Genomic DNA, 26,976 nt, shown 5'->3' on the forward strand with positions numbered 1-26,976 from the left:
AGACCACGAGGTGACCCGTGCACAACCCTCCCGGGGCTGACCGCCCCTTGTCCCCCGAACCGACGGGGTCCCCCGAACAGAGCGGCTCCGTCCGGCGCGCGGCCCGGAGCGGCGCAGCCCTCCTCGCCGCGACCGCCCTGGCCCTCCCCGCCGGAGCGGCCGCCGCCGCTGCGACCGTCCCCGCGATCCTCCCCGCCGAGACCGCGCCCCTGGCCTGGAGCTTCGACCTCGGCCCCGGGGCTGTGGCCGACGGCTTCACCGCGGTGCTCGACAGCAACCGCTACTCGGCCGCGGCCGGCCACGGCATCGTCGTGCCCGACGGCGTCACCCTCGCCTCCCGGAACCGCGGCACCACCGACCCGCTCACCGACGACTTCGTCCTGGGTCCCGCGTGGGGCTTCGCCGTGGACGTCCCCGCGGGCACGTACGAGGTGCGCGTCTGGTCGGGCGACAAGCTCGCCGGCACCAGCACCACCAAGACCACGATCGCCCTCGAGGGCGCCACCGCCGGCACCATCCAGTCCCGCCAGGCGGCGACGGAGGCGACCTACCGCACCACGGTCACCGACGGCCAGCTCACCATGGGCGTCACCGGCGAGGGCGCGGGCGGCTACGTGAACGGGATCGTGGTCACGCAGGTCCCCGCCGAGCCGGAGCCCACCCCCGAGCCGACCACCCCCACCCCCACGCCGTCCCCGACCCCCACCCCGACCACCCCCACCCAGGGCTCCCTGCCCGCCCCGCAGGCGCTGCGGACGGCGCACGTGGTGCCGGGTTCGGCCACGATGCGCTGGAACGAGGTCGCCGGCGCCACGGGTTACGTGCTCAGCCGCGGCGACTCCGTGACGGGCCCGTTCACCGAGGTCGCCCGTACGGGCCAGCGTGAGGTGTTCGCCACCGACGTCGTCGACACCTCGGCCGTGCGCTACTACCGGGTGCAGGCGCTGGGCGCGGACGGCGCCGGCGCGCCGTCGGCCGTCGCGGTCGCCACGCTCGAGGGCGTCCCGGCGCCCACCCTCCCGGCCGACGGCGTGCTCGCCCTCGACCTCGGCTCCGGAGCCGCCGCGGGCGGCACCACGGCCGTCGACGCCACGACGGCCTACTCGGCGGCGAACCGCTACGGCTTCGTGGACCCGGCGCAGGTCACCGCCACCGACCGTGGCGGCGACGACGCGCTGCGCTCCGACTTCGTCACCGTGGGCGACACCGAACTCGTGGTCGACCTGCCGGACGGCGACTACACGGTCAGCGTCGTTGCAGGCGACCCCGCCGGTGCCACCGACATCGCCATCACCGCCGAGCAGATGGTCAAGGTGGCGCAGACCGCTCGCGCCCCCGGCCAGTTCCTCGAGATGTCGTTCGACCTGGCGCTCGTCGACGGGCAGCTGAACCTCGACTTCGGCGGCACGGCCGCGAACCTGGCCGCCCTGACGATCGCGCAGAAGTCCGCGCGCACGCCCGGCGTGCAGCCCACCGTCTGGGTCACGGGTGACTCGACCGTCCAGACCTACACCTCGGACTACGTGCCGCAGGCAGGCTGGGGCCAGATGTTCGAGCGGTTCCTCAGCCCGGACGTCGTCGTGGACAACCGCGCGATCGGTGGCCGGTCCTCGAAGAACTTCATCAGCCAGGGCCGGCTCGACGAGGTGCTGCGCGGCATCCGGCCGGGCGACTACCTGTTCGTCCAGTTCGGCCACAACGACAACTCCTACGGCGTGGACGACCGTTACGCGGCACCCGCCGACTACCGCAACTACCTGCGCACGTTCGTGGACGGGGCCGTCCAGCGCGGCGCCACGCCCGTGCTCGTGACCCCCGTGTCGCGGCGCAGCTTCAACGCCGAGACCGGCGAGTTCAACGTCTCCTTCCCGGAGTACGTGCAGCAGGCGAGGGACCTCGCCGCCGAGACCGGCACGCCGCTCGTCGACCTCTCGGCCTCCAGCCGGGCGTACCTGAACGAGATCGGGCCGGAGGCCGCCACGTCCGTGTTCCTGCACGTGCCCGCGGGCGTGTACCCGAACCGGCCGAGCGGCACCGTCGACGACACCCACTTCCAGGAGTACGGCGCCATCCAGCTGGCCCGGCTCGTCGCGACGGACGTGCAGCGCCTCGCGATCCCGCTCGCGCAGGAGGTCGTCGAGGTGGAGCCGCCCGCGAACGTCCCGGCCAGGCCGGCCGGCGTGGTGGCGGGCAGCATCTCCAGCTCCGGCGCCCAGCTCACCTGGACGCCCGTCGAGGGCGCGGACATCTACAAGGTGTTCCGGGCCGACGCCGGGACCGGCGCGTGGCAGCTCGCCGCGACGTCGACCCTCGCGCAGGCGGCCGTGACGGGGCTCGCCGAGGGCGCGTCGTACGACCTGCGCGTCGTGGCGGTCAACGGCCGCGGCGACTCGGAGCCGTCCGACCCGGTCCGCGTCACGACCCGGGCGGCTCTCTACCGGTTCGACGTGCAGCCCGCGGGCGCGCCCGTCATGCCGGGCTACACCGAGGCGAGCGAGCGGTCCCTCTACACGCCGGAGACCGGCTGGGGCTGGCTCACCGGCGGCATGGGCGGCCGCGACCGCGGTGTCGCCTTCACGCCGCCGCCGACCGACCTGGAGCGCGACTTCCTGCTCCCGAGCCCGAGCCACACCTTCGCCGTGGACCTCCCGGACGGCACCTACGCCGTGACCACGTACAACGGTGACTGGATCGGCACGTCGCGCTCGAACGTGCAGGTCGAGGGCAAGGACTTCGGCGCCTCGAACGCCGGCCGCGGGGCCGTCAGCAAGAAGATCAGCCAGCCCGTCCAGGTCACCGACGGGCAGCTCAGCCTGGTGATGACCGGCAGCTCCTCGCGCCTCAACGGCATCGAGATCACCCCGCTGCTCTACGCGCCGTCGGCCCTGACGCTCGCCGACCTGCGCATCGTGGGCGCCGACGTCGAGGTCGACCTCGCGTGGACCGGAACCGAGGACGCAGGCGCGTACCGGGTCTACCGGCAGGGCGAGGGCCAGGCCGAGCCGGTCGCCCTGGGCGACACGACGACGCCGTCGTTCACCGACACCACCGCCGACGTGGGCCTGGCCTACGCCTACCACGTGGTCGCGCTCGACCCGGTGGGCATGGAGTCCGTGCCCACCGACACGCTCGACGTGACCACCGTGGACCCGTCGGTCCCCGTGGCGGCCGCCCCAGCGAACCTCGCCGTGGGCGAGGTCGGCAAGAACCTGGTGCCCCTGGCCTGGGACGCCGTGGAGGGCGCGCTGTTCTACCACGTGTACCGCGCGGAGTCGGAGGACGGCCCGTTCGAGCTCCTGGGCCGCGCGGCCGAGCCGCGCTTCGACGACACGGACGTGCTCACGACCGTGCCGTTCTTCTACCAGGTGGCTGCCGTCAATGCGGGCGGTGTCTCGGAGCGCACCGCCGTGGTGCAGTCACCGGCGCCCACGAAGCTGTTCCGCCAGGCCGAGCGCCTGGACCGGTCGCCCGTCGCGGTCCCCGTGGCCGACGGCGTGTACGTGGCCTGGCGCCTGCTCGGCCTCGACCCCGAGGAGATCGGGTTCCACGTCTACCGCGACGGCACGCGCGTCACGGACGCCCCGCTCACGGGCAGCACCAACCTGGTGGACCCGGCCGGCACCGCGGCGTCGTCGTACCGTGTCAGCACGGTGGTGAACGGCATCGAGCGGTGGGCCACCGCGGAGTTCGAGCCCTGGGACGACCAGACGCTCGACGTCCCGCTGGACAAGCCGGCCGACGCCTACGCCAAGGACGGCCAGCCGTACTCGTACCGGGCCAACGACGCGTCGGTGGGCGACCTCGACGGGGACGGGCAGTACGAGCTCGTCCTCAAGTGGGACCCGACCAACTCGAGGGACAACTCCCAGGCCGGCTACACGGGCAACGTCCTCGTGGACGCCTACGAGCTCGACGGGACGCGCCTCTGGCGCATCGACCTGGGCCGCAACATCCGCGCCGGGGCGCACTACACCCAGTTCCAGGTGTTCGACCTGGACGGTGACGGCGACGCCGAGGTCACGATGAAGACGGCGGGCGCCGTGATCGGCGACGCGCGGGCCGACTACCGCAACTCGTCCGGCTACGTCCTCACCGGCCCCGAGTACCTCACGGTGTTCGACGGCGGCTCGGGCGCGGCGGTCGACACCGTCGACTACCTGCCGCCCCGCGGCGACGTGGGCGCGTGGGGCGACGCCTACGGCAACCGCGTGGACCGCTTCCTCGCCGGGGTGGCCTACCTCGACGGTGAGCGCCCCAGCGTGATCTTCAGCCGCGGCTACTACACGCGAGCGGTGATCGCGGCGTACGACTTCGACGGGACGGACCTCACCTCGCGGTGGGTCTTCGACACGGACGAGGCCGGACCGCAGTACCGGGGCCAGGGCAACCACGGCTTCGCGACCGCCGACGTGGACGGCGACCAGAAGGACGAGATCGTCTTCGGGTCCATGACCATCGACGACGACGGCACGCCGCTCTACACCACGGGCCTGGGCCACGGCGACGCGCTCCACGTGTCCGACCTCGACCCGGCGCGGCCGGGCCTCGAGGTGTTCGCGGCGCACGAGGACATGGGGTCGTCGGGCAACCGCGGCGCCACGTTCCGCGACGCCGAGACGGGTGAGGTGCTGTGGTCCGTCCCGGCCACCGTCGACACCGGCCGTGCCGCGGCCGGCGACATCGACGCCCGCTACCCGGGCGCCGAGGGCTGGGCCGTGGGCGGCGACGCCGCCTGGAACTCGCCGGTGGGTCAGCTCCATGCCGCGAGCGGCGAGCTGATCGGCGAGGACATCCCCGCCGCCAACTTCCTCACGTGGTGGGACGGCGACCTCCTGCGGGAGATCGGCGACCACGACTACGACGCGGCGACCGGCCTCGGCGTCCCCACGATCGAGAAGTGGGACGCTGAGCAGGGCACCGCCACGGAGGTCTACCGGGCCGAGGGCACGCTGTCCAGCAACAGCACCAAGGGCAACCCCGCGCTCCAGGCCGACCTGTTCGGCGACTGGCGCGAGGAGCTCGTGACCCGCACGGAGGACTCGACCGCGCTGCGGATCGCGACCACCGTGGACGTCACGGAGCACCGCCTGCGGACCCTCATGTCCGACCCGGTGTACCGCCTCGGCGTGGCCTGGCAGAACACGGGCTACAACCAGCCGCCGCACACGTCCTACTTCCTGGGCGCGGACATGGCGGCCCCGGCGGCGCCGCGGCTCGCCCTGACCACGGCGGAGACGCCGGGCGAGCGCGTCCCGGGCCCGGCCACGGCCGCGCCCGGCGACGTGCGGGTGCGCGTCGACGACGTCCAGGGCGGCACGGTCAAGCTCGAAGCCACCATCAAGCAGGGTGGTGACAACGCGCACACGATGTCCGTCCACGTCGACGGCGTGCTCGTCGAGTCGCGCGACCTCGTGGACGCCACCCCGCACGAGCAGCAGGTCAGGTTCACCGTCCGCGGCCTGGCCGAGGGCCACCACACGGTCGTCGTCGTCGCCGCGAACCAGCACGGCGAGACGTCGAGCCGGCCGGTGACGGTCCGGGTCAGCCTCCGGGACGTCCAGCCGCGGTAGCCGAGGGGTGAGAACCCTACCTTCGGGTCCCCGGACCCGAAGGTAGGGTTCTCGCATGCGCATCGTCGTCACCGTCAAGTACGTCCCGGACATCGCCTCGGACCGAGGCTTCCAGGACTGTCGGGTCGTGCGCACCTCCGCCGAGGGCACCATCAACGAGCTCGACGAGAACGCGGTCGAGGCGGCCCTGCAGCTGGTCGAGGCCGCGGGGGAGGGCGAGGTCGTCGCCCTCAGCGTCGCCGGCCCCGACGGCGCCGTCGCGCTCCGCAAGGCCTTCCAGATGGGCGTCCACCGCGGCATCCTGGTGTCCGACGACGCCGTGGCCGGGTCCGACTACTTCGGCACCGCCGCGGCGCTCGCCGCCGCGGTCGGGCGGCTGCACGCCGAGACGCCCGTCGACCTCGTGATCACCGGCATGGCCGCCCTCGACGGCCTGGGCTCCGTGGTGCCCACGCTCCTCGCCGCCGACCTCGGCTGGCCCGCGCTCAACCTGGCGAAGAAGGTCGCCGTCGCGGACGGCGTGGTCACCATCACCCGCGACGCGGACGACGTGACCGACGAGCTCTCGGCGCGACTGCCCCTCGTGCTGTCCGTGGCCGACACCGCGAACAAGCCCCGCCTCCCCAACTTCAAGCTCATCATGGCCGCCCGCACCAAGGAGTTCGACACCTGGTCGGCGGCCGACCTCGCGCTCAAGCCGGACGCCGTCGGCGAGGCCGGGGCCCGCACCCGGACGCTGAGCGCCACGCCGCGCCCGCCGCGCGACGAGGTGGAGCTCGTCACCGACAAGGGTGAGGGTGGCAAGGCTCTGGCCGAGTTCCTCATCCGCAACGACCTCGTCTGAAGGAAGTCCAGATGACCAACCGCACCGTCCTGGTCCTGCTGGACCCCGCCACCGAGGTCCGCACCAGCGCTCTCGAGCTGCTCACCATCGCCCGCTCGCTCGGGCGGGCCGAGGCCGTGACGCTCGAGTCGCCCACCGTCGAGGTGCTGGCCCAGCTCGGCGCCTACGGCATCGAGACCGTCCACCAGGCGGAGCTTCCCTCGGCCCTGCTGGGCGACGAGCGTCACCTCCCGGCCGTGGTGGCCGCCGCCCTGGCCGCGGCGGTCCGCCGCACGGACGCCGACGTCGTGCTGGTCCCCACCTCCTTCGCCGCCAAGGAGGCGGCGGCGCTCGCGGCCCACGTGCTCGGCGCGGGCCTCGTCATCGACGCCGCGGGAGTGCACGAGGAGGACGGCCGGATCGTCGGCACCAAGCGTGTCTTCGCCGGGTCGTGGGACACCGCGTGCGCGGTCACCACCGACGTCGCCGTGCTCACGGTGCGCTCCAACGCCGTGGTGCCGCAGCCGGCCCAGGCGGCGGTGAGCACCGAGGTCGAGGGCTTCCCCGTCGACGTGCCCCCGCTGCCGGTGACCCTCGTGTCCCGCACGGTCAAGCCGCGTACCAGCGGTCGCCCCTCGCTCGAGGAGGCCGCGATCGTCGTGGCCGGCGGGCGCGGCACGCAGGGCGACTTCGGGCCGGTCGAAGACCTGGCGGACGCGCTGGGCGCGGCCGTCGGCGCGTCCCGCGACGCGGTCTTCGAGGGCTGGTTCGACACGTACATCGGGCAGACCGGCGTCACCGTCGCGCCCCGCGTGTACATCGGCGCGGGCATCTCCGGCGCGCCGCACCACCGCGGCGGCATGCAGGCCGCGCAGGTGATCGTCGCCGTCAACAGCGACCCCGAGGCGCCCATCTTCGAGATCAGCGACTTCGCCGTCGTCGGCGACCTGGCCGACGTGCTGCCGCAGGCGGCCGAGGCGATCCGGGCGCACAAGGCCTGACCGGTGCCATGAGCGTGCCGCCGCTGGTCCCGCACCGCGTCGCCCTCGACGCGGCGGAGCGGCGGCGCGCCTCGCGCCACCTCCTCCTCGACGGCTTCGGGCCGCAGGCGCAGGCTCGCCTCGCCGGGGCCCGGGTCCTCGTGGTCGGCGCGGGCGGGCTCGGCTCGGCCGTGCTGCCCTACCTCGCGGCGGCGGGGGTCGGCACGCTCGGCGTGCTGGACGACGACGTCGTGGACACCTCCAACCTGCAGCGTCAGGTGCTGCACGGGGCGGGCGACGTGGGCCGGCCCAAGACGGCGTCGGCCGCGGAGTCGCTGCGGGCACTGAGCGGCGGGCTGACGGTCGTCGAGCACCGCGAGCGGCTCGACGACGGCAACGCGCGGCGCCTCCTCGACGGCTACGACGTGGTCGTGGACGGCTCCGACACGTTCGCCACGCGCTACGCCGTGTCCGACGCCGCCGCCGCGCTCGGCCTCCCCGTCGTCTGGGGCACGGTCCTGGGCTGGGACGGCCAGGTCAGCGTGTGGTGGTCGGCCGCGCCGGGCGGCCGGGCGATCACGTACCCGGACGTGTTCGGGCCGCAGCCCGAGGAGGGCGAGTCCTGCGCGACCGCGGGCGTGCTCGGCCCGGCGTGCGGGGTGGTGGGCGCCACGATGGCGGTCGAGGCGGTGAAGCTCCTGACCGGGACGGGCGACGTCGCGCTCGGGCGGATCCTCGTCTACGACGCGCGTACCTCGGGCTGGGACGCGGTCGAGCTCGCGCCGGCGGGCGGGCCGACGGCGGCCGAGCCGCTGCCCGCCGAGCCTGCCCCTGCTGACGGCGACCCGGTGCACCTGGGCGACCCGACCGCCGTCGGGCAGACGCTGGTGCTCGACGTGGGGCTCGTGCCCGGCGCGGTGCCGGGGGCTGTGCACGCGCGGCTGGAGGACCTGGCCGCGGGCGACCTGCCGCCCGAGCTGCTCGCGCACCCGATGGACGCGCCGGTGGTCGTGGTGTGCGAGCGGGGGCTGCGCTCGCGCGGGGCGGCGGCGCTGCTGTCCGCCGAGGGCTGGCGCCACGTCACCGCCCGCGCGCTCCGCCCGGTCTGAAGGCTCCACACAACCGGCTCCTCCCGGTCACCTGGTGTTCACCTGGACGTACCGGGCCTTTCGTCGCGAGGTCATCGCCCGCTCCTAGCGTCGGCAGCGTCCCACGGCCCCCCATGCCAGAACCGGAGTCCTCCGATGACGATCGCCCCCGAATCGCGCCAGCTGCTCGAGCTGGCGCCCTACGCGCGCGGCAAGCGCAGCCCGGTGACGTGCCGCCTGAAGTGCGCCGACGCGTGCTCCCACCCTGCTTCGAACCAGTCCGACAACGAGTACTTCCGTGACGTGGCGAGCGCCGCGCTCTCCCGCCGCGCGATGCTGGGCGGCATCGGCGCCGCCGCGGCCGCCGTGGTGATCGGCACGCAGGTGGGCACCGCCGCCCCCGCCGCCGCCCGCCCGCGCGCCGGCAAGGGCCTCGCGTTCGGCCCGATCGCCTCGCAGCCCGCCGCGACCGACGCGTTCGTGGTGCCCGAGGGCTACTCGTGGAGCCCGATCATCCGCTGGGGCGACCCGATCCTCCCGGGCGGCCGCGCGTTCGACCCGCGTACCCAGTCGCCCGAGCAGCAGGCGCTGCAGTTCGGCTACAACGTGGACTACCTGGACATCCTCCCGGAGGACCCGGCGCACTGCCAGGCCCGCGGGTGGCAGTCGGGCAAGGGCCCGGGCCGCGGCAAGCGAGGCCTGCTCGTCAGCAACCACGAGTACACCAACCCCGGCATCATGTTCGACGCGTCGTACGACGCGCCGACCAAGCGGGCGATCGAGCGCGCCGCGCACGGCATGTCCGTGGTCGAGGTCCGCCGCGAGGGCGCCGGCCGGCCGTGGACGTACGAGCGGATCAGCCCCCTGAACCGCCGCCTCCACATGGGCACCGAGTTCGTCATCGACGGTCCGGCCGCCGGCTCGCACCTGCTGAAGACCGTCGCGGACCCCACGGGCACGCGCGTGCTCGGCACGCTCAACAACTGCGCCGGTGGCACCACGCCGTGGGGCACCGTGGTCTCCGGCGAGGAGAACTTCAACGGCTACCTCCGGGTCAACGGCAAGGACCCGCGCGACGCCCGCTACGGCCTGCGCAACGCCGCGACGAGCTACGGCTGGGAGCTCGACGAGCCCCGCTTCGACGGCAACAACCCGGGCTACGAGAACGAGAACCGCCGGTTCGGCTGGATCGTGGAGCTCGACCCGTACGACCCGTCTGCCGCCCCGGTGAAGCACACCGCGATGGGCCGCATGAAGCACGAGGGCGCGAACGTCATCCTGTCGAAGGACAAGCACGCCGTCGCCTACATGGGCGACGACGAGGTCTTCGACTACGTGTACAAGTTCGTCTCGAAGCGCACCATGCGCGAGGGCAACAGCGCCGCGGCCCGCGCCCACAACAAGACGCTGCTGTCCGAGGGCGACCTCTACGTGGCGAAGTTCCACGGCAACAGCGCCGGTGAGATCGACGGCAGCGGGGCGGTCCCGGCCGACGGCGCCTTCGACGGCACCGGCGAGTGGGTCGCCCTGGTCAAGGACGGCGTGTCGCAGGTCCCGGGCATGTCCCTCGAGGAGGTCCTCGTCTTCACCCGCCTCGCGGGCGACGCCGTGGGCGCCACCAAGATGGACCGTCCGGAGGACGTGGAGCCCAACCCGGTCACGGGCCGCGTCTACGTGGCGTGCACCAACAACTCCTCGCGCGGCGGCTCGCGCGGCGCGGCCGACGAGGCCAACCCGCGGAACAGCAACCGCGACGGGCACGTGGTCGAGATCATCGAGGCCGGCGACGACCAGCTCGCCACCACCTTCACGTGGAACCTGCTCCTCGTGGCCGGCGACCCGTCGGTCAACAGCACCACGTACTTCTCGGGCTACCCGGCCGACAAGGTCTCGCCGATCTCCTGCCCCGACAACCTCGCGTTCGACGCCGAGGGCAACCTCTGGATCTCGACCGACGGCCAGCCGTCGTCGATCCAGAAGTGCGACGGACTGTTCAAGGTGCCGCTGACCGGCTCCGAGCGCGGCCACGTGCAGCAGTTCCTGTCGGTGCCGACCAACGCCGAGACGTGCGGCCCGCTGATCGACTCCGTCGACGGGATGGTCTACGTCAACGTGCAGCACCCGGGCGACGACGGCAGCTACGCCGCGCCCACGTCCTACTTCCCCGACTACCTGGCCGCGGGCGAGCCGGTCCCCGCGGGCGCGTTCCGCGGCCCGCGCCCGTCGACCGTCCAGGTCTTCAAGTCGGCCAACGCGCCGCGGCCCGGCGTGTGGAAGGGCCCCGGCCCGTCGCCGTTCCCGCGCGGCGCGTGACCTCGGTCGCCTGACCTCGGTCGCCTGACCCGCTGTCAGAAGCTCCCCGGCCTCTTGGCCGGGGAGCTTCTGACAACTCCGGGAGGCTCTCGCACCCCGGGATGAACGGGCATCGCCGGGGCGTTCGTAGACTTGATGACCGTGACCCCTCCCGAGCCCGGTGCGGCCCAGCCCGCCGGCGCCTATCTCGACCACGCCGCGACCACGCCCATGTCGGCGGCGGCGCTGGCGGCGTTCGTCGAGCACGCGCAGCTCACGGGCAACGCGTCGAGCCTCCACTCCGCGGGCCGCGGCGCACGGCGCGCGGCCGAGGAGGGCCGCGAGACCGTCGCGCTGGCCGTGGGCGCCCGGCCGAGCGAGGTCATCTTCACCGGCGGCGGGACCGAGGCCGACAACCTTGCCATCAAGGGCATCTTCTGGGGCCGGCGGAGGCAGGACAAGCGCCGCACCCGGATCCTCGTCTCGGCCGTGGAGCACCACGCGGTGCTGGACCCGGCGTTCTGGATGGCCGGGCACGCGGGCGCGGAGATCGTGCTGCTGCCCGTGGACGCGGACGGTGTGCTCGACCTCGACGCGCTGCGCGCGGAGCTCGCGGAGCACGGCGACGAGGTGGCGCTCGTCTCGGTGATGTGGGCCAACAACGAGGTCGGCACCGTCCAGCCCGTGCGCGAGGTGGTGCGCGCCGCCCGGCCCTACGGCATCCCCGTCCACACGGACGCGGTGCAGGCGGTCGGGCAGGTGGAGGTCGACTTCGCGGCGTCGGGCGTCGACGCCATGACGATCAGCGGCCACAAGCTCGGCGGTCCTACCGGCGTCGGCGCGCTCGTGGCGCGGCGCGAGCTCGCGCTGGAGGCCGTGCTGCACGGTGGCGGGCAGGAGCGTGGCGTGCGGTCCGGCACCCTGGGGGTGCCGGCGATCGCCGCGTTCGCCGTCGCGGTGCGCGACGCCGTCGCCGGCCGGCAGGAGCGCGCGGCGCGGCTCGCGGCGCTGCGCGACCGGCTCGTCGAGCGGGTGCGCGAGGTCGCGCCCGACGCCGTGCTGCGCGGCCCCGACCCCGCCGTCCGCCCGCAGGACCGCCTGCCCGGCAACGCGCACTTCACCTTCCCGGGTGCGGAGGGCGACTCGCTCCTCTACCTCCTGGACTCCGCGGGCGTGCAGGCGTCGACCGGCTCGGCGTGCCAGGCGGGCGTGCCGCAGCCGTCGCACGTGCTGCTCGCCATGGGCGTGCCCGAGGCAGAGGCGCGCGGCGCGCTGCGGTTCTCGCTCGGTACCACCTCCACGCCCGACGACGTCGAGCGGCTCGCCGCTGCGCTGCCCCAGGTGGTGTCGCGAGCCCAGGCCGCCGGCCTCGTGTCCGGGCGTGCGATGGGTGGTGCCGCGTGAGGGTCCTGGCCGCGATGTCGGGCGGCGTGGACTCGGCGGTCGCGGCGGCCCTCGCGGTCGAGGCGGGGCACGAGGTGGTCGGCGTCCACATGGCGCTGTCGCGCAACCGCGACCAGTTCCGCACCGGCTCCCGCGGCTGCTGCTCGATCGAGGACGCGGGCGACGCCCGCCGTGCCGCCGACGTGCTCGGCATCCCGTACTACGTGTGGGACCTGTCCGAGCGGTTCGAGGACACCGTCGTGGCCGACTTCCTCGCCGAGTACGAGGCGGGCCGCACGCCCAACCCGTGCGTGCGCTGCAACGAGCACATCAAGTTCGAGGCGCTGCTCGACAAGGCCACGGCGCTCGGCTTCGACGCCGTCGTGACCGGCCACTACGCCCAGGTCGTCACCCGCGAGGACACCGGGCCCGACGGCGCGCCGCGCGTGGTCCGCGAGCTCCACCGCTCGCCGAACGACACCAAGGACCAGTCCTACGTGCTGGCCGTGATGGGGCCCGAGCGGCTCGCCCGGGCGATGTTCCCGCTCGGCGGGTTCGCCACCAAGGACGAGGTGCGCGCCGAGGCGGCGCGGCGTGGCCTGTCGGTCTCCGCCAAGCCGGACTCCTACGACATCTGCTTCGTGGCCGACGGCGACACCCGCGGCTTCCTCCGCTCCCGCCTCGGGTCGCGGCCGGGCACCGTGGTCGACGTGTCCGGCGACGTCGTGGGCGAGCACGACGGCGCCTATGCGTACACGGTGGGCCAGCGCAAGGGCCTGGCGCTCGGCCGTCCGGCGCCCGACGGCGCGCCCCGGTACGTGGTCGACGTGCAGGTGGCGACCAACACCGTCGTGGTGGGCCCCGCCGAGCTGCTGAGCGTCGACCGGATCGCGGGGGAGAAGGCGGTCTGGCTCTGCTCGCCGGCCGAGGAGTCCGGGCCGGACGGCTGGATCGACGCCGAGGTGCAGGTGCGAGCGCACGGCGCGGCGGTCCCCGCACGGGTCCGGGCCACCGACCCGGGCGAGGTGGTGGGCCCGGGCGAGCGCGTGGCGCCGTCGGGCACCCCGGGGCTGGAGGTCCACCTGGTGGGCGACCCGCTGCGCGGGGTGGCCGCCGGCCAGTCGGTGGTGGTGTACCGCGGCACCCGGGTGCTGGGCCAGGCGACGGTCTCGGGAGCGTGGCGCGCGCGGTAGCCCGGCTTCCCGGCCGAGAGCCCCCGGCTGAGAGCCGCCCACCCCGCCGGGACAGCGGCTTCGTCGGACGGACGTACTATCTCGGCGAGGGGCCGAGGGAACCACCGACGAGGGAGCAGAGCATGACGGCAGTCAGCGGGCACGGGCCGTGGCCCGGCGGTGAGCGGGACGTGCTCGAGGCGCAGCAGATGGTGCTCGGCGACCTCGCGGACGTACCCACCGGCGTGGGCGTGGTCCCGTTCGTGGTCCAGCTCCCGGAGCGCGGCCCGGGCGCCGACCTGGTCGGCCGGACCGCCGCCCTGCTCGACGAGATGCCCGTGGAGCTCGGCCCGCACGGCTGGAAGCTCACGGACAACCCGGGCCTGGACGAGCGGCGCGCGCACGCGTTCCGCGCCGACGACCTGGGCGCCCTCGCCATCGCCGCCTACGGCTACAGCGGCCCGCTGACCGTCGAGGTCACCGGCCCGTGGACCCTCGCCGCGGAGCTCTGGTCCGCTCGGGGCGACCGCGTCCTCGCCGACGAGGGCGCCCGCCGGGCACTGGCCCTGGCGCTCGCGGAGGGCATCCGTGAGCACGTCGCGGACCTGCGGGAGCAGGTGCCCGGGGCCGACGTCGTGGTGCAGGTAGCGGAGCCGCTCCTCGGTCAGGTCCACGCCGGGGTGCTGCCCACCTTCTCCGGGTTCAGCCGCCTCCGCGCGGTCCAGGGCCCCGACATCGTGGCCGGCCTGGAGCCGGTGATCGCGGTGGTCCGGGAGGTCGGTGCCCGTTCGGTGGTGCATCTCGGCGCCACGTGGGTGGGCATCCCGCCCGTGGCGCTCGCGGGGGCCGACGCGATCGGGCTCGACGTCGCCGCGCTGGGCCCGGGTGGCTGGAACGAGCGAGCGTGGGAGCTCGTCGCGCGGGCCACCGAGCGGGGCATCGGCCTCTGGGCGGGCCTGCCGCCCGTGCGGGTCTCCCAGTGCGCGGGCCCGGCGCTCGGCGAGCTCGTCGACCTGGTGGGCGTGCCGTGGCGGCGGGTGGGCCTGCCGGCCGCCGACCTCGACGGCGTGACCCTGCTGGGCGCGCACCGCCAGCAGCTCGCCACCGTGGACGAGCACCGCGCCGAGCTGGCGAACCTGGGGCGCGTCGCCGAGGCGCTGGCGGAGCGCGCGAACGCCTGACGACGAGGCGACGGCACCGCCCCGGCGCCGCGTAGGGTGCTGCGCATGAGTGCTGAGCCCGCCCAGATCGTCACCCCGATCGACCCGACCGCACCCGACCCGTTCACCTGGCTGGAAGAGGTGGAGAGCGAGCAGGCCCTCGCCTGGGTGCGCGACCGCAACGCCCACAGCGCCGCCGCGCTCGGCGGCGACCTCTTCGCCACGATCGAGCGCGAGGTCCGCGAGGTCCTCGACTCGGAGGACAAGATCCCCCACGTCTCGCAGGTGGGTGGCTACTACTACAACTTCTGGCAGGACGCCCAGCACGAGCGCGGGCTGTGGCGGCGTACCACGCCGGAGTCGTACCGCACCGAGTCCCCCGAGTGGGAGACGATCCTCGACCTCGACGCCCTCGCCGAGGCGGAGGACCGGTCGTGGGTGTGGCACGGCGCGAGCGTGCTGCGGCCCACACCGGAGCAGCTGGCGGCCGGCGAGCCGTACCGCCGGGCGCTGGTGGACCTGAGCCCCGGCGGCTCGGACAGCGACGTGACCCGCGAGTTCGACCTCGTGGAGAAGCGGTTCGTGGAGCCCGCCGAGGGCGGCTTCTACCGCGAGCAGGCCAAGGGCGGCCTGTCCTGGGCGGACGAGGACTCGGTCTATGTCTTCACCGACCTGGGCCCGGGCACGCTGACTCCCGCGGGCTACCCCCGCACGGTGCGGCTCTGGCACCGCGGCACCCCCGTGGAGGACGCGGCCCTGGTGTACGAGGGCACCGACGAGGACATGTACATCAGCGCCCGCCGCTCCCGCACGCCGGGCTTCGAGCGCGACCTGGTGTCCCGCGCGATCGCGTTCTACCGCAGCGAGACGTACCTGGCGACGGCGCCCGGCACCCCCGAGCAGACGCTCACCAAGATCGAGGTGCCCGACTCCGCCAAGGTGGGCCTGCACCGCGAGTGGATGCTCGTGGAGCTCCGCGACGACTGGACGGTGGACGGCCGCACCTTCCTCGCCGGCTCGCTCCTCGCCGCCGCGTTCGACGGTTTCATGGCCGGTTCCCGCGACCTCGCCGTCCTGTTCGAGCCGACGCCGACCACCTCGCTCGCCGGCGCGACCTGGACGCGGCACCACCTGGTCCTCAACGTCCTGGACGACGTCAAGAACCGGCTGCACGTGCTGACCCCGCCCGCGTCGGGCGCGGGGGAGTGGACGCGCAGCGAGCTGCCGCTGGGCGGTGAGCTCCTCACGGTCGGGGTGGGCGCCGTGGACCCGGTCGACAGCGACGACGTCTGGGTGGTGACCACGGGCTACCTGACGCCGTCCACCCTGGGCCGTGTCACGGTGACAGGTCCGGACGGGGAGCAGGCCGCGCCCGAGGTGCTCAAGCAGGCCCCGGCCTACTTCGACGCGGAGGGCCTGGTGGCCCGCCAGCACTTCGCGGTGTCCGACGACGGCACGCGCGTCCCGTACTTCGTCGTCGGCCGGGCGGACCTCGTGTCGGGCGAGGGCGGCCCCGCGCCCACGCTCCTGTGGGGCTACGGCGGGTTCGAGCACGCGATCCTGCCGGGCTACTCCGGGACGGTGGGCCGCGCCTGGCTGGCGCGCGGCGGCGTGTACGCGGTGGCGAACATCCGCGGTGGCGGCGAGTACGGGCCGGCGTGGCACCAGGCGGCGCTGCGCGAGCGGCGCCACCGCGCGTACGAGGACTTCGCCGCCGTGGCGCGCGACCTCGTGGCCCGCGGTATCACCGTGCCGGAGCGCCTGGGGATGGAGGGCCGGTCCAACGGCGGCCTGCTGGCCGGGAACATGCTGACGCAGTACCCGGACCTGTTCGGTGCCGTGATCGTCGGCGTGCCGCTGCTCGACATGAAGCGGTACTCGCACCTGCTCGCGGGCGCCTCGTGGATGGCCGAGTACGGCGACCCCGACACGGACGACTGGGAGTTCATCCGCACGTTCTCGCCGTACCACCTGTTCAGGGCCGACGGCGAGTACCCGCCGGTCCTGTTCACGACGTCCACGAAGGACGACCGCGTGCACCCGGGCCACGCCCGCAAGCTGGCGGCGCTCATGCTGGGGGCGGGCAAGGACGTGACGTACTACGAGAACATCGAGGGCGGGCACGGGGGCGCGGCGAACAACGCGCAGGCCGCGTACATGGCGGCGACCCACTGGACCTTCCTCTGGGGGCGGCTGGGGTAGCCATCCGGGGTGGCGTGACCAACGCCACCCCTCCTTCTCTTGTGGTCTGACCACAGTTCGTGAAGACTTTCACATGTCAGAGGAGGAGAGAGGGACGTGAGCACCAAGACCCAGCCAGACCCCGCGGCCACCGCCGTGGACGCCCTCGTGCAGCGAGGCCTCAAGGCCCTGCACGAGTACGAGACCTTCACCCAGGAGGACGTCGACCGCATCGTGAGGAAGGCGAGCGTCGCCGCCCTGCACGAGCACGGGAACCTCGCCATGATGGCGGTCGAGGAGACCGGCCGCGGCGTCTTCGAGGACAAGGCGACCAAGAACATCTTCGCGTGCGAGCACGTCACCCACTCGATGGCGAGCCTGCGCACCGTGGGCGTCGTCGGCCGCGACGACCTCAACGGGATCGTCGAGATCGCCGAGCCCGTGGGGGTGATCGCGGCGCTGACGCCGGTGACGAACCCCACCAGCACCGCGATCTTCAAGGCCCTCATCGCCCTCAAGACCCGCAACCCGATCATCTTCGCGTTCCACCCGAACGCGCAGCGCTCCTCGGTGGCCGCGGCCCGGATCGTCCGCGACGCGGCGTTCGCCGCCGGCGCGCCCGAGGACTGCGTGCAGTGGGTCGAGAGCCCGAGCATGGGCGCGACGCACGCCCTGATGCACCACGACGGCGTCTCGCTCATCCTCGCCACGGGCGGCAACGCGATGGTCCGCGCCGCGTACAGCGCGGGCAAGCCCGCGCTCGGCGTGGGCGCGGGCAACGTGCCCGCCTACATCGAGCGCACGGCGAAGCTGGGCCGGGCCGTCAACGACGTGGTGCTCTCCAAGGGCTTCGACAACGGCGTGGTCTGCGCCTCCGAGCAGGCGGTCATCATCGACGCCGAGGTGTACGACGACGCCCTGGCCGAGTTCGCGCGCCTGCACGCCTACCGCGTCACCCCCGAGGAGAAGGAGCTGCTGGAGGACCTCGTCTTCGGGGTCCGCGCCGACCACGTGAACTGCGCCGGCGCGCGGCTGAACCCCGCGGTCGTGGGCAGGAGCGCGCAGTGGATCGCCGAGCAGGCGGGCTTCTCGGTGCCCGACGACACGTCGGTCCTGCTCGCGGAGATCTCCTCCGTGGGGCCGCAGGAGCCGCTCAGCCGGGAGAAGCTCAGCCCCGTGCTGGCCGTGCTGCGGGCGGAGAGCACCGACCACGGCGTGAGCCTCGCGCAGCAGATGGTCGAGTTCGACGGGCTCGGCCACAGCGCCGCAATCCACACGCAGGACGAGGCGCTCGCGGAGCGGTTCGGCCACGCGGTCAAGGCGGTGCGCATCCTGTGGAACCAGCCGTCGGCGCTCGGCGGCATCGGCGACATCTACAACGCGCTGATCCCGTCGCTGACGCTGGGCTGCGGCTCGTACGGCCGCAACTCGGTCTCGAACAACGTGTCCGCGGTGAACCTGGTCAACGTCAAGCGGGTGGCACGCCGCAACAACAACATGCAGTGGTTCAAGGTGCCGCCCAAGACGTACTTCGAGCCCAACGCGATCCGGTACCTGGCCGACATGCCGGGCGTCCACCGCGTCACGGTGGTGACCGACAAGGTGATGAGCGGGCTCGGCATCGTCGACAAGGTGCTCGACGTGCTGAACCGCCGCCCCGACAAGGTGGCCGTGCAGATCATCGACCAGGTGGAGCCCGAGCCGTCCGTCGAGACGGTGGAGAAGGGTGCCGAGATGATGCGCGACCACCGGCCCGACACGATCATCGCGATCGGCGGCGGCTCCCCGATGGACGCCGCCAAGGTGATGTGGCTCAAGTACGAGCACCCGGAGGTCAGCTTCAGCGACCTGCGCGAGAAGTTCTTCGACGTCCGCAAGCGGGCTTTCACCTACCCGGCGCTCGGCCGGCTCGCCCAGCTCGTGTGCGTGCCCACGTCGAGCGGCACCGGCGCCGAGGTGACCCCGTTCGCCGTGATCACCGACCACTCGACGGGCTACAAGTACCCCCTCGCCGACTACGCCCTGACGCCGTCCGTCGCGATCGTGGACCCCGTGCTGACCTCGACCATGCCGGCCCGGCTCGCCGCCGACTCCGGCTTCGACGCCCTGACCCACGCCACCGAGGCGTACGTCAGCGTGTACGCGAACGACTTCACGGACGGCCTCGCGCTGCACGCGGTGAAGCTGGTGTTCGAGAACCTGGAGCAGTCCGTCACCGGGCGGCCGGACGACCCGGCCACCGAGGCGGCGCGCGAGAAGATGCACAACGCGGCGACCATCGCCGGCATGGCGTTCGGCAACGCGTTCCTCGGGATCGTGCACGCGATGGCCCACACCGTGGGCGCGACCTTCCGTCTGGTCCACGGCCGCACCAACGCGGTGCTCCTGCCGCACGCGGTCCGCTACAACGGCCAGGTCCCGTCCAAGGTGACGGGCTGGCCCAAGGCGGAGCGGTACGTGGCGCCCGAGCGGTACCAGCAGCTCGCCCGGCACCTCGGCCTCCCGGCCGGCACCCCCGAGGAGGGCGTGGAGTCCTACGCCCGGGCGGTGGAGCGGCTGCGCGACGCCGCGGGGATCGAGCGGTCGTTCCAGGCGCAGGGAGTCCCGGAGGCCGAGTTCGTCGGCGGGCTCGACGCCCTCGCGATGCGTGCCTACGAGGACCAGTGCGCCCCGGCCAACCCCCGGCTGCCGATGCTCGACGACATGAAGGACATCATGACCGCCGCGTACTACGGCACGTCCCGCGAGGAGGTGCGGGCGGCCCGCCGGGCCGCCGCGGCGTAACGCCCCCGAGACCGACCCGGCCCCGCCGGCCGTCCCCTCCGGCGGGGCCGGGTCTTCGGCGTCTGCGGCGGCGAATACTGCCCTTTAGCCTCCTTATATGTCAAATCGGGGAATTCGCCCTGTGGCGGGTGCTGGATTCACGCCCGGCGAATTCCCCGCATTCCCCGGCGAGCCGCCACCCCGGTTCGCGGGCGTGGCGACACGCGAAGGGCCAGGCCAGGCCGTTCCGGGGCGCCGGAGGTGCCGCGGGCGCCCGCGTCACATCACGTGGGAGGGTTCCCCGGGCGTGTCGGCTGTGGTAGAAAACCATCCCGACGGGGTATTCGCCCTGTTCAACCGCGTTCGCGGTGAAGTTCGCGCGATCTTCACGGCACACCCGCACGCCGCGGGTGCGGTTCCGACGAGAAACCTTTGGGAGGACCGGCTCGGTGAGCTCGATGTCTTCTAACCCGCCGAGCCGGATCCGGCAGGTCGCGCCCTGGGTGAGCGTGGTCGGCGTCGTCGCCTATGCCGTGGTCACCCCGGTGCTGTACCTCCAGACCGGCATGGGTGCCGAGTGGCTCGCGTGGGTGGTCGGAGGGGCAGCCGTGCTGCTGGCCGTCGTCGCCGCGCTCGTGTCCGCCCGCAGCGTGCGCGCCGACGAGGAGGAGCACCGGCGCCTGCTGTACCGCGCCCGCACCGCCGAGGCGAGCGCCGAGGCACGGCGCATCGCTCTGGACGCTCTCGTCAACGGCCAGCTCCAGGCGTACTTCGACGGCGCCCCCACGCCGCCGCAGCCGCCGCTCGAGGACGAGGTCGCCCGCGGCTACCTCGACGAGGCGGCCACCGCCATCATGCGGGTCCAGGACTCCCGGCTCGCCCGCCGCGACGCGGTGCAGGTCGCGGTCGTGGCGCTCGGCCGGAAGGTCCAGGCGTCGGCGCACCGCATCCAGGAGGAGGCCGCGCGCATGGTGCAGCGGCACCCCACGGACCCCGACATCCTGCAGACGTCCATGCGCGTGGACCACGCCGCCGCCCAGCAGGCGCGCCAGGCGCAGAGCCTGGCGGCGCTGTGCGGCGAGTGGCCGGGCCAGCAGTGGAACGAGCCGCTCGCGCTGCCCGACGTCGTCAAGGGCGCCGCCGGGCGCATCACCGCCTTCCACCGCGTCGAGGTCTCCGGAGACCCTGGGGTCGCCGTCTCGGCCCGTGTCGTCGAGCCCCTGATCCACCTGGTGTCCGAGCTGCTCGCGAACGCGACCCAGTCCTCGCCGCCCACCACGCAGGTCCTCGTGTCCCTGCGGCAGGTCCAGCGGGGCGCGGTCGTCGAGATCGACGACTGCGGCGTGGGCCTCGACACGAAGCAGCTCGACCAGGCGCGCGAGATCGCGTCCGGCCGCAAGACCGTCAGCATCGTCGATCTGGGCGAGATCCCGCAGACCGGCCTCGCCGTGGTGGGCACCTACGCCCGCCGGCACGGGTTCCGCGTCGACATCACGGAGTCGGTGTACGGCGGCCTGCGGGCGATCGTCATGATCCCCGCCGAGCTCACGGAGCCGCTCGTCCCCGCCGGCATGACGACCGGGACGACGAGCCTGCCCGAGCCCCGCCAGGCCGCCGTCGCGACGGTCCACTCCATCCCGACGGTCCCGTCGGTGCCCGTCAGGCAGTCGCCGGCGAGCGTCCCCACGGTGCCGAGCCTGCCCGCGGCCCGCGCCGTCACGGAGCCCGCTGCCGGGCTGCTCGCCGAGGAGGAGACAGTGCGGACCGACGACGCCTGGCCGGCCGAGAGGCCGATCGAGACGCCCGCCGCCGGGGCGTCGCCCGCGACGCTCGACCGGGAGCCCCCGGCCGAGCCGCAGGCCGACAACGGCGTGCCCGCCGAGGAGGAGACCTACACGGCTCCGCCCGCGCCCCCCGCCTCCACCACGGAGACCCCGCTCCTGCGCCGCGGACGCACCCCGGAGGACGACGAGTTCGCCGATCCTGCCGCGCTCCCGCAGCGTCGTTCCCGCCGCGGGGAGGACGTGCCCGGCGTCCCCGCCCCGGCCGCCCCGTCCCGCCCTGTCCGCCAGCAGAGCGCCGAGGAGGCCGGCCAGTGGATGGGCGCCTTCTTCAGCACCGGTGATCCGGGCGGGGCACCACACAGCAGCACGTCAGCCGATGCTGACATGACTTCGGAGGACCGATGACCACACAGGCCGACGAGACCACTCAGGCCGACAGCAACAGCTGGATGCTCGAGCTCATCAGCGGGGTGCGCGGGGTGCGCCACGTGGTGGTGCTCACGTCCGACGGCCTCCTCAAGGTCCGGACCGACAACACGCCGCTCGACGTGGCCGACAAGGTCTCGGCCGCGTGCGCGGGCCTCGCCGCCCTGGGGGTCGGGATGAGCCGGGAGTTCGGCACGGGGGACACGATCCGCCAGGTCGTCGTCGAGTTCGAGGGCGGTTTCCTCTTCGTCCGCGGCGCCGGGGACGGCTCGCGGCTCGCGGTGGTCACGGAGGCGACCATCGATCCGGCGCTCATCGCGCAGCAGATGCAGGCGCAGGTCCTGATGATCGGGGAGCGCACGCTCGGCACGGACGCGCTCGCCTGAGGACGGGGAGGAACCCATGAGGGACGACGAGGAGTACCGCGACCACCCGGTCCGGTCCTACGTGCTCACCTCGGGACGTGCGCACCCGACCCGCAACACCCTGCGGCCCGAGACCCTGATCGTCGCGGTCGACGGACGCCCCGCACCCGCCACGGCGAGCGGGCAGCAGCGCGAGCTGCTCCGGCTGTGCCGGGGGACGCTGGCCGTGGCCGAGGTCGCCGCGTACCTCGGCCTCCCGGTCAGCCTCGTCGTCGTCCTGGTCTCCGACCTGGTCGACACCGGTCACCTCACGATCCGTTCCAACCACCAGGCCCACGCGCTGCCCAGCAGGGACGTCCTGGAGAAGGTGCTCGATGGACTCCGTAACCTCTGAACAGACGGCCCGCACCTCGCAGCACCTGGCACCGACCGTCGCACGGTCGGTGAAGGTGCTGGTGGTCGGAGCCTTCGGCGTGGGCAAGACGACCCTCATCGGTTCCGTCAGCGAGATCGAGCCGCTGCGGACGGAGGAGGTCATCACCACGGCCAGCGTCGGCGTCGACCCCGTCGCCGTCCACGGCGAGAAGACCACCACGACCGTCGCCATGGACTTCGGCCGGGTGACGGTGAGCCCCGAGGTGGCGCTCTACCTGTTCGGCACGCCGGGCCAGCGCCGGTTCTGGGACCTGTGGGCGGGCCTGGCCGACGGCGCCGTCGGGGCCGTGGTCATGATCGACACCCGCCACCTCGAGGACAGCTTCGAGGTGCTCGACCAGCTCGAGCTGCGGACCACCATGCCGTTCGCGGTGGTCGTCAACGAGTTCCCCGACGCGCCGAAGTACCCGGTGGAGCGGCTCCGCGCCGCGCTGGACCTGCTGCCGACCACGCCCATCGTGAAGTGCGACGCGCGCGACAGGACGTCCGCGGTGCGGGTGCTCGTGGCGCTCGTCGAGCACGCCCTGACCTTCCCGGTCTTCCAGAAGGTCCTGGCGTGAGCGGGACCCCGGCGGTCGCCGAGCAGTTCTGAGGCCTCCGCGCCCGCGCGCCGTTCCGGGCGCGGGCACCCTCAGGGACAGGAGACGCTGATGGAGACGCAGGACCCGGCCCGCCACCACGACCTGGAGGCGATCGGCTGGTCGCTGCCGGTGGGCGGGGAGGACCTCCCGGCCCCGGGCGGCCTGGATGCCATGACGGGCCTCACCCGGCTCGTGGAGACCACGGACTGCCCGGACCCCGCGGCGGTGTACGCCCGCCTGCGGGACCGGTGGGGCGGCGTGGCGCCGGTGGAGCTGGAGCCCGGCCTCAACGCCTGGCTGGTGCTCGGCTACCACGAGCTGCGCGAGGTGAGCCGCAGGGAGCACCTCTTCTCGGCCGACCCGTCGTTCTGGTCGCTGCACCGGCGTGGTGGCCGGGCGCAGGACCCGGCCGTGCGCAGCATGATGACCCCCGCGCCGCACACGGCGTACTACAGCGACGGCGACGAGCACCGGCGGCTGCGCGAGCCGCTCGACGACGGCATCGCCGCCCTCGACGAGCACGCGACGGCGGTCATGATCCGCGACGTGTGCGAGTCGCTCGTCGAGCGCTTCGCGGACCGCGGCTCCGCCGACCTGGTGGTCGAGTACGCGAACGTGGTGCCGTTGCTGGCGGTCGCCGGCATGGTGGGCCTGGACCGGTCCGAGCAGGCGCGGTTCATGGATCTGGCCCTGACCATGGCGGGCGGAACCCCGGCCCACACGGGCGCCGCGCGCCACGAGCTGCTGCGCATGCTGTCCGACGTCGCCGCGACGCGCCGCCGCGCCCCGGCGCGCGACCTCGCGAGCGTGCTGGCGCGCCACCCCAACCTGCACGACGACGACGAGGTGGTGGCCGGGATGATGCTCATGTTCACGGCCGGCCACGACATGACGACCGCGTGGGTCACCAACGCGCTGCGCCTGGTCCTGACCGACGCGCGGTTCGCCGGGCGCGTGCTGGGCGGACGGCTCGGCGTCGACGACGCCCTCGACGAGGTGCTGTGGCGGGACCCGCCGATGAGCAACCTGCCGGCGCGGTACGCCCGGGTGGACTGCGTGCTCGGCGGCACCGCGATCTCCGCGGGCGACGCCCTGGTGCTGAGCCTGGCCGCCGCCAACGCGGACCCGCGGGTGCACGCGGCGGACCCCTGGGCCGAGCAGGGAAACCGTGCCCACCTCGGCTGGGGTGCCGGTGCGCACACGTGCCCGGCCTCGCGGCACGGGCGGCTCATCGTCCGGACCGCCGTCGACGTGGTGCTGCACGCGCTGGAGAACCTTCGCCTCGCGGTCCCGGCCTCGGACGTGCCGATGCTGGCGCGTCCGTGGTCGCGCCATCCCCAGAGCCTTCCGGTGACGTTCCGCCCGCAGGGGGCGGGGGCGGGTGCCGCCGGGTCCACGCCGGGGGCGCCGCCGCCCGGTGTCCCGACCTCATGACGAAGGAACACCTGTGACCCCGACCGAGGACTCGTTCCTCCACCTCACCGACATCCCCGACCGCACCCCGCTCGTCTCCGTCACCGGTGCGGACGACATGCACGCGGCGCTGGCCGGGCTGCAGGCACGCTGGGGCATGGTCGCCCCGGTGGACCTGGAGCCCGGCGTGCCGGGCTGGCTCGTCCTGGGACACCGCGAGATCTGCGACGTGATGCGCAACGAGGGCCTGTTCTCGCGCGACCCGCGGAACTGGCGGTGGAACTACGAGCGGCTCCTGCCGGCGGGCTCGTCCCTGCGCTCCATGCTCTCTCCCGGGCGCCAGGCGGCCTACTACGCGGACGGTCCCGAGCACCGCCGGCTCCGCGCCCCGCTCGACGACGCCTTCGGTTCCCTCGACGAGCCCCGTACCGCGGCCCTGGTCCGGGGGATCTGCGAGGGCCTCATCGGGCAGTTCGGTCCGCGCGGGCGCGCCGACCTCATCTCCGAGTACGCCATCGCGGTGTCCTTCCTCTCCGTGGCCGGCATGTTCGGCTTCCGTGAGAAGGACGGGCTGGCGCTGCTGCGGTGCGTGGGCGAGATCTTCGGTCACGGCGGCGACCCGGAGACGGGCCTCGCGGAGATGGACCGGATCGTCCTGGACCACGTCCGGGAGCGGCGGGCCCGCCCCACGGAGGACCTCACGACGGTGCTGGCCGGTCACCCAGCCTTCGAGGAGGACGAGGAGGTGGTCCACTCCCTCGTGGTCGCGATCTGCGCGGCGAACGAGATGCTCGTGTCCTGGGTCGCGGCCACCCTGCGGCTCATCATGACCGACCCGCGGTACACGGGCAGGGTGTCGGGACCGCGCCGCGGCCTGGACGACGCCCTCGACGAGACCCTGTGGCGCGAGCCTCCGATCGCCAACCTGCCCGCGCGGTTCGCGCTGACCGACTGCGAGCTCGGCGGCCGCGTGGTGCGGGAGGGCGACGCCCTGGTGATGGGCGTGGCAGCGGCGAACGCCGACCCCCGGGTGCACACCGAGGACGAGTGGTTCGAGACCGGGAACAGGTCCCACGTGTCGTTCGGCGTCGGGCCCCACGCCTGCCCCGCGCCCCGCGCCGGCCGGCTGATCGTCAAGATCGCCGTGGAGAGCCTGGTCCAGCGGCTGGACCTGCGCCTCGCGGGCCCTGACGTGGTCTGGGCGCCGTCGCCCTGGTCGCGCTACCCCGCGGCGATGCCGGTGGTCTTCACTCCCACCACCGGGCTGGCCCAGGGGGGCCGGCGCCGGGCGCCCTGGGAGTCCGCCTCGTCGATCGGTGGCGCGTGACGACCCATCAGGAGCGGCTCGAGGATGTGCCGCACCGCGTCCGGCTCGTCGAGGTGACGGGTGCACCGGACCCGCAGGAGGTGTACGCACGCCTGCGGCTGCAGTGGGGCCCCGTGGCGCCGGTCGACCTGGAGCCCGGCGTGCCGGCCTGGCTGGTGCTGGGGCACCGGGAGGCGAGCTCGGTGCTGCGCAACGAGCTCCTTTTCTCGCGCGACTCGCGGACCTGGCGGTACGTCGCCGAGCACGGCCTCGACCCCGTGTCGGCCGTGCTCGGGCTGCTCGCCCCCCGCGAGAACGCCTACTACGTGGACGGTGCCCACCACCGCCGGCTGCGCGAGGCGATCGACGACGCCCTGGCGGAGCTGGACGAGACCCGCCTGGCACGGACCACGTCCGCGACCGCGCACGCTGTGCTGGACCGCCTCGCCCCCCGCGCCGAGGTGGACCTGGTGCGCGACTACGCGGTCGAGGTCGTGGTGCAGGTCCTCGGGGAGACGCTGGGCCTGAGCCTCGTCGACGCCGCACGGATGCGTGACCTCTCCCAGGCGCAGCACCAGGGCCTGACGGCGGCCCAGGAGGCGTCCGACGAGCAGCTCATGCTGCTCATCGAGCACGTCGCCGCGCACCGCGCCGAGCCGGCCGGCGACCTGACCACGTCCCTGATCGCCCGGCGCGAGCTCGCCAACGACATCGAGGTGCAGGCCGCGGTCGCCCTGCTGTTCACCATCGGGCACGAGGCGGGGACCGCCTGGATCGCGAGCGCGCTGCACGCCTTCCTCACCGACGGTGCCTTCGTCGCCCGGTTCCAGGGCGGGCGGATCGACCTCGAGGGCGCGCTCGCCGAGGTCTCCCGCACGACGCCCCCGACGAGCCACGTCCTGCCGCGGTTCGCCGTGTCCGACTGCGAGCTGGGCGGCCGGCTGGTGGCGCGCGGGGACGCCGTCGTCCCGGCGCTCGCCGCCGCGAACGCGGACCAGGCGGTGCACGCGACGTCCGAGCCCTGGCTCGAGGCCGACAACCGCTTCCACCTGACGTGGGGCGCGGGCGCGCACGCGTGCCCCGCGCACCGCGCGGCGACGATCATCACCCGCACGACGGTGGAGACGGTGCTGCACCGTGCGCCGGGCATGGCGTTGGCCGTCGAGCCCGAGGCGATCGAGCTGGTGCCGTCGCCGTGGTCACGCCGTCCGAGCGCGCTGCCTGTGCGGCTCGGGACGGCGTGACCCGGGCGGT

General features: G+C 73.8%; 17 protein-coding genes. All 17 read left to right on the top strand.

What is annotated here, in order from left to right; translation table 11 throughout:
* Window positions 1-17 precede the first annotated feature (17 nt).
* The 17 genes from AC060K_RS03200 to AC060K_RS03280 all read left to right on the top strand — a co-directional run bounded on the left by AC060K_RS03200 (window position 18) and on the right by AC060K_RS03280 (window position 26,966).
* Window positions 18-5,570: a rhamnogalacturonan lyase family protein gene (locus AC060K_RS03200; RefSeq protein WP_483764005.1), complete on the top strand. Its 5,553-nt coding sequence runs from the start codon at window positions 18-20 to the stop codon at window positions 5,568-5,570.
* Window positions 5,571-5,625: 55 nt separating this feature from the next.
* Complete coding sequence (locus tag AC060K_RS03205; protein WP_483764006.1) at window positions 5,626-6,414, top strand: electron transfer flavoprotein subunit beta/FixA family protein; 789 nt, start codon at window positions 5,626-5,628, stop codon at window positions 6,412-6,414.
* Window positions 6,415-6,425: 11 nt separating this feature from the next.
* Window positions 6,426-7,394: an electron transfer flavoprotein subunit alpha/FixB family protein gene (locus AC060K_RS03210; protein ID WP_483764007.1), complete on the top strand. Its 969-nt coding sequence runs from the start codon at window positions 6,426-6,428 to the stop codon at window positions 7,392-7,394.
* 8 nt (window positions 7,395-7,402) lie between these two features.
* Complete coding sequence (locus AC060K_RS03215; RefSeq protein ID WP_483764008.1) at window positions 7,403-8,482, top strand: ThiF family adenylyltransferase; 1,080 nt, start codon at window positions 7,403-7,405, stop codon at window positions 8,480-8,482.
* 135 nt (window positions 8,483-8,617) lie between these two features.
* Window positions 8,618-10,774 carry a PhoX family protein gene (locus AC060K_RS03220; RefSeq protein ID WP_483764009.1) on the top strand — a complete coding sequence of 719 codons (2,157 nt, stop codon included), beginning with the start codon at window positions 8,618-8,620 and terminating at the stop codon, window positions 10,772-10,774.
* A 135-nt stretch (window positions 10,775-10,909) separates the two neighbouring features.
* Entirely contained in the window at window positions 10,910-12,157 is a 1,248-nt protein-coding gene (locus tag AC060K_RS03225) for a cysteine desulfurase family protein (RefSeq protein ID WP_483764010.1), read from the top strand.
* Complete coding sequence (gene mnmA, locus AC060K_RS03230) at window positions 12,154-13,329, top strand: tRNA 2-thiouridine(34) synthase MnmA (protein WP_483764011.1); 1,176 nt, start codon at window positions 12,154-12,156, stop codon at window positions 13,327-13,329. The genes AC060K_RS03225 and mnmA overlap by 4 nt, the downstream gene beginning before the upstream one ends.
* Window positions 13,330-13,451: 122 nt before the next feature.
* Entirely contained in the window at window positions 13,452-14,489 is a 1,038-nt protein-coding gene (locus AC060K_RS03235; protein ID WP_483764012.1) for a uroporphyrinogen decarboxylase/cobalamine-independent methonine synthase family protein, read from the top strand.
* A 45-nt stretch (window positions 14,490-14,534) separates the two neighbouring features.
* On the top strand, window positions 14,535-16,670 hold the full coding sequence (locus tag AC060K_RS03240; protein WP_483764013.1) for a prolyl oligopeptidase family serine peptidase: 2,136 nt from the start codon (window positions 14,535-14,537) through the stop codon (window positions 16,668-16,670).
* A gap of 96 nt (window positions 16,671-16,766) precedes the next feature.
* Complete coding sequence (gene adhE / locus AC060K_RS03245; protein WP_483764014.1) at window positions 16,767-19,433, top strand: bifunctional acetaldehyde-CoA/alcohol dehydrogenase; 2,667 nt, start codon at window positions 16,767-16,769, stop codon at window positions 19,431-19,433.
* A gap of 437 nt (window positions 19,434-19,870) precedes the next feature.
* A complete protein-coding gene (locus tag AC060K_RS03250) occupies window positions 19,871-21,601 on the top strand; it encodes an ATP-binding protein (RefSeq protein WP_483764015.1) in 1,731 nt (576 codons plus the stop codon).
* The gene (locus AC060K_RS03255; RefSeq protein ID WP_483764016.1) at window positions 21,598-22,008 is read left to right on the top strand and encodes a roadblock/LC7 domain-containing protein; all 411 of its coding nucleotides are present in this window, start codon (window positions 21,598-21,600) and stop codon (window positions 22,006-22,008) included. The genes AC060K_RS03250 and AC060K_RS03255 overlap by 4 nt, the downstream gene beginning before the upstream one ends.
* A gap of 16 nt (window positions 22,009-22,024) precedes the next feature.
* Window positions 22,025-22,381, top strand: a complete 357-nt coding sequence (locus AC060K_RS03260) for a DUF742 domain-containing protein (RefSeq protein ID WP_483764017.1) — start codon at window positions 22,025-22,027, stop codon at window positions 22,379-22,381.
* Window positions 22,362-22,982 carry a GTP-binding protein gene (locus tag AC060K_RS03265; protein WP_483764018.1) on the top strand — a complete coding sequence of 207 codons (621 nt, stop codon included), beginning with the start codon at window positions 22,362-22,364 and terminating at the stop codon, window positions 22,980-22,982. The genes AC060K_RS03260 and AC060K_RS03265 overlap by 20 nt, the downstream gene beginning before the upstream one ends.
* Window positions 22,983-23,072: 90 nt before the next feature.
* The gene (locus AC060K_RS03270) at window positions 23,073-24,437 is read left to right on the top strand and encodes a cytochrome P450 family protein (RefSeq protein ID WP_483764019.1); all 1,365 of its coding nucleotides are present in this window, start codon (window positions 23,073-23,075) and stop codon (window positions 24,435-24,437) included.
* 13 nt (window positions 24,438-24,450) lie between these two features.
* Window positions 24,451-25,743, top strand: coding sequence for a cytochrome P450 family protein (locus AC060K_RS03275; RefSeq protein ID WP_483764020.1), 1,293 nt, complete (start codon window positions 24,451-24,453; stop codon window positions 25,741-25,743).
* Window positions 25,740-26,966, top strand: coding sequence for a cytochrome P450 family protein (locus AC060K_RS03280; protein ID WP_483764021.1), 1,227 nt, complete (start codon window positions 25,740-25,742; stop codon window positions 26,964-26,966). Before AC060K_RS03275 ends, AC060K_RS03280 begins: the two co-directional genes overlap by 4 nt.
* The last annotated feature ends 10 nt before the right edge of the window (window positions 26,967-26,976 follow it).

It is taken from the genome of Antribacter sp. NEAU-D49 (genome assembly GCF_057158775.1).

Excerpts from the sequence above, each read along its gene's own strand:
- AC060K_RS03235 (WP_483764012.1), top strand. The coding sequence starts at position 13,452 with ATGACGGCAGTCAGCGGGCACGGGCCGTGGCCCGGCGGTGAGCGGGAC.
- AC060K_RS03210 (WP_483764007.1), top strand. The coding sequence starts at position 6,426 with ATGACCAACCGCACCGTCCTGGTCCTGCTGGACCCCGCCACCGAGGTC.
- AC060K_RS03270 (WP_483764019.1), top strand. The coding sequence starts at position 23,073 with ATGGAGACGCAGGACCCGGCCCGCCACCACGACCTGGAGGCGATCGGC.
- AC060K_RS03265 (WP_483764018.1), top strand. The coding sequence starts at position 22,362 with ATGGACTCCGTAACCTCTGAACAGACGGCCCGCACCTCGCAGCACCTG.
- AC060K_RS03215 (WP_483764008.1), top strand. The coding sequence starts at position 7,403 with ATGAGCGTGCCGCCGCTGGTCCCGCACCGCGTCGCCCTCGACGCGGCG.
- AC060K_RS03250 (WP_483764015.1), top strand. The coding sequence starts at position 19,871 with ATGTCTTCTAACCCGCCGAGCCGGATCCGGCAGGTCGCGCCCTGGGTG.
- AC060K_RS03220 (WP_483764009.1), top strand. The coding sequence starts at position 8,618 with ATGACGATCGCCCCCGAATCGCGCCAGCTGCTCGAGCTGGCGCCCTAC.
- AC060K_RS03225 (WP_483764010.1), top strand. The coding sequence starts at position 10,910 with ATGACCGTGACCCCTCCCGAGCCCGGTGCGGCCCAGCCCGCCGGCGCC.
- AC060K_RS03240 (WP_483764013.1), top strand. The coding sequence starts at position 14,535 with ATGAGTGCTGAGCCCGCCCAGATCGTCACCCCGATCGACCCGACCGCA.
- AC060K_RS03205 (WP_483764006.1), top strand. The coding sequence starts at position 5,626 with ATGCGCATCGTCGTCACCGTCAAGTACGTCCCGGACATCGCCTCGGAC.
- AC060K_RS03255 (WP_483764016.1), top strand. The coding sequence starts at position 21,598 with ATGACCACACAGGCCGACGAGACCACTCAGGCCGACAGCAACAGCTGG.
- AC060K_RS03260 (WP_483764017.1), top strand. The coding sequence starts at position 22,025 with ATGAGGGACGACGAGGAGTACCGCGACCACCCGGTCCGGTCCTACGTG.